Here is a 525-nt window from a genome sequence, read left to right on the forward strand (position 1 = left end):
GGGATCACGACACGAAAGTGTATTTTACGTACGCTTGGAGTGAACACCTGTAGAACTGGCCACATTGAGGTTCACGCAACAAGTAGGGATGCAGGTACCCGAAGCGGTCGTAACGCGCCAGCTTCGGGCTGCTCATCGACATTCCAGCGATAGTCGCCTGTCAGAGAAATATGCTCCCAGCCGAGGGGTGCGATATGCTGGGCCAGGTCATCTGAAATACCGAGCGTCGTGATGGCAGACTGAAGATAGCGCGTATTCCATAGGATGACCGCTGCCACCAGCAGGTTCAGACCTGACGCCCGATAGGCCTGATTTTCAAAACGCCGATCCCGCAGTTCGCCAAGCTGATTGAAGAAGAGCGCCCGAGCCAGCGCATTCCGGGCTTCTCCCTTATTGAGTCCAGCCTGGGTTCGTCTGCGCAAATCCAGATCCTGTATCCAGTCGAGCATAAAAATTGACCGTTCGATCCGGCCGACTTCGCGCAAAGCCACAGCCAGACCATTCTGACGGGGGTAAGATCCGAGT

At 55.4% G+C, this 525-nt stretch carries 1 protein-coding gene; it reads right to left on the reverse strand.

What is annotated here, in order from left to right:
- Positions 1-71: 71 nt before the first annotated feature.
- On the reverse strand, positions 72-525 hold a 454-nt coding region (locus CFR80_RS18820; RefSeq protein ID WP_146221735.1), incomplete at its 5' end, for a Tn3 family transposase.

The organism is Komagataeibacter oboediens, from assembly GCF_003207815.1.
GTDB classification, from domain to species: domain Bacteria; phylum Pseudomonadota; class Alphaproteobacteria; order Acetobacterales; family Acetobacteraceae; genus Komagataeibacter; species Komagataeibacter oboediens.